The following is a 1,921-nucleotide window of genomic DNA, read 5'->3' on the forward strand; positions in this document are numbered from 1 at the left end:
CGTGCCAATCCGGTGTGTGGAAAAAAATTGGCGCAGGTGATAGCCAAATTGTTACCGCTTCAGCTACTGCGTGGCGTTGGCCTGGAGCAACGGCAACATGTCCATCTGGCAAGAAAGTCATTGGTGGAGGCGGTCAATGCAGATCAAATACCGGATTTATATGGCTCACACGTTCCATGCCTTCAGGCAACAATGCATGGACTGCCAGTTGCGACACGACCGAAGATCAAAATGGTTCAATTACAGTTTACGCCATTTGCCAGTGACGATACTTATCACTGGCAAACCACGATGTAACTACATTTCCCCGACAGGTCAGTTCGGTGAGTACCGCCATAAAAGTTGTATTCGTCATAGAAGCCGCATTTCACAATTCGATTGGCATCATAGGTTGCAACTGACCCCGCAAAATAATTCGGCTTCCACCCGTGCGGATTTTCTGCATTACTGACACTCCAGGTACACTGGCTGGCAGAAAAACCAGATGGCAATGGGATCTGTTGTCCATTTGCTATTTTTCCTGTCAGAACAGTGCTACCTGATGCCCTTCTCCACGTACCGGATTGGCACTGGCCTCCGTGCCAATCCGGTCGGTGGTCTGGTGGCAATAAAGTGAACTACTCCGCCTGTAAGTGGTATCAATCATCTGTAGCAATGAATCACTTCATTGGCGGGAAAAGTGGAGGATCTATCTACTACAAACCCATTCAATGCCCGACCGGATTTATCATGACAGGTACACGCATGTATGGCATTGGTGATGGCGTTGATGAGGAACACGTTGATGCTTATTGTTGCCCCTTCGGTTAAATCCCAGCACCAGGAAGATTCAGGCATGTAACAGTAATTGTGCCGCCGGACTCATAATTTCCCCACGCATAATTATTCACATACCAAACCTTGTTTTGGTCGGAGTATACCTGCTGAAACCCACCAAAAGGCGCACCATTAAGGTATGTCCACGAACAGTACGCATGTACGCCAATGCTCAGATTTCGGGTGTTTTTCCCGATATTGTACGTACTGGTAGTGAAGTTCACTTTTGCCGTTGTCCAGATACCGGATTGGCACTGGCCTCCGTGCCAATCCGGTGTGTGGAAAAAAGGAGGAGGCATAGGGAAAGTCTCCTCCTATCAGCTTAATTTCCCATACTCTCAGTCAAACTTGGGGCAGCATACTTTTTGCGCATTATCCCATGTAAGAGCAACGGGTTTCCATAATTCAAACGATTATTCAGAATGCTCGTTATCTAAATCCGGATCAAACTGGCAACTAACAGCTTACCCACCTTCAATAGCTAGTTATCGTTGTGATGCAGTATGTATTGATTAATCATAGAAATAGGGGGGCCAATCCGGTGTGTGGAGGGCATTAGGTGGAAAGCTCAAGGTTACTCAACTTTCCAGCACTGGTTACTTGGGGCAATTTGACTTTTGTGCCATTGCCAGAATGGGAAATGCTGAGGATTCTCATTACTGCCAGGTAGTCGAGAGTCCATCTGGTTCACGAAAATGGTACAAATACGAGCACAAGACAGGTTGTATTGCGTCCTGTGTAACTCTCAATTAAGTTTGGTATCCAAATACTGAAAATACCCCTGAGCCACAAGAGTAGTTTTGGGCCGGATAAGAGGTGATCTGATAAGTTGCGCCAGCAGGGACAGCAAAAGAGATGAATGCTGTCTTCCCATAAGATGGGTTGTTGCTCGCATTTGTGCTAATCAATGCCCCTGCAACGTATCCCTGCAATCTGGATGTGTTAGCACAATCTCCCCCGGCGGAACCACCATTCCCTCCAGAGGCGTAAACAAACAGCGTACCACTTCCCGTATTGCGACCAGTAAATGATCCTCGGTGTGATCCAAGATTACTGTAACTACCGTTAGAGGAACCGGAAGTTCTCCACACACCGGATTGGCACG

Annotated in this window: 4 protein-coding genes and 1 pseudogene; 4 read left to right on the plus strand and 1 reads right to left on the minus strand. The window is 47.3% G+C overall.

What is annotated here, in order from left to right; genetic code table 11:
- From ACJHXA_RS23755 to ACJHXA_RS23770, 4 genes and pseudogenes are all read left to right on the plus strand, one after another.
- The coding region (locus ACJHXA_RS23755; RefSeq protein ID WP_205900562.1) for a pilus assembly protein at window positions 1-297 on the plus strand (297 nt) is incomplete at its 5' end.
- A 187-nt stretch (window positions 298-484) separates the two neighbouring features.
- Complete coding sequence (locus tag ACJHXA_RS23760; protein ID WP_256465069.1) at window positions 485-616, plus strand: hypothetical protein; 132 nt, start codon at window positions 485-487, stop codon at window positions 614-616.
- 38 nt (window positions 617-654) lie between these two features.
- Window positions 655-810: a hypothetical protein gene (locus tag ACJHXA_RS23765; RefSeq protein ID WP_001358489.1), complete on the plus strand. Its 156-nt coding sequence runs from the start codon at window positions 655-657 to the stop codon at window positions 808-810.
- Window positions 811-1,350: 540 nt separating this feature from the next.
- Window positions 1,351-1,569, plus strand: a pseudogene (locus tag ACJHXA_RS23770) (shufflon system plasmid conjugative transfer pilus tip adhesin PilV); the annotation flags it as partial.
- Here ACJHXA_RS23770 and ACJHXA_RS23775 read toward each other — a convergent pair.
- On the minus strand, window positions 1,566-1,921 hold a 356-nt coding region (locus ACJHXA_RS23775; protein ID WP_071529125.1), incomplete at its 5' end, for a prepilin, shufflon protein A. The pseudogene ACJHXA_RS23770 and the gene ACJHXA_RS23775 overlap by 4 nt on opposite strands.

This window comes from Escherichia sp. WS33, from assembly GCF_046486385.1.
Classification (GTDB): Bacteria; Pseudomonadota; Gammaproteobacteria; order Enterobacterales; family Enterobacteriaceae; genus ECMA0423.

What these genes read in the sequence shown, in the direction of transcription:
- ACJHXA_RS23760 (WP_256465069.1), top strand. Translation starts at nt 485, where the DNA reads ATGGCAATGGGATCTGTTGTCCATTTGCTATTTTTCCTGTCAGAACAG.
- ACJHXA_RS23765 (WP_001358489.1), top strand. Translation starts at nt 655, where the DNA reads ATGAATCACTTCATTGGCGGGAAAAGTGGAGGATCTATCTACTACAAA.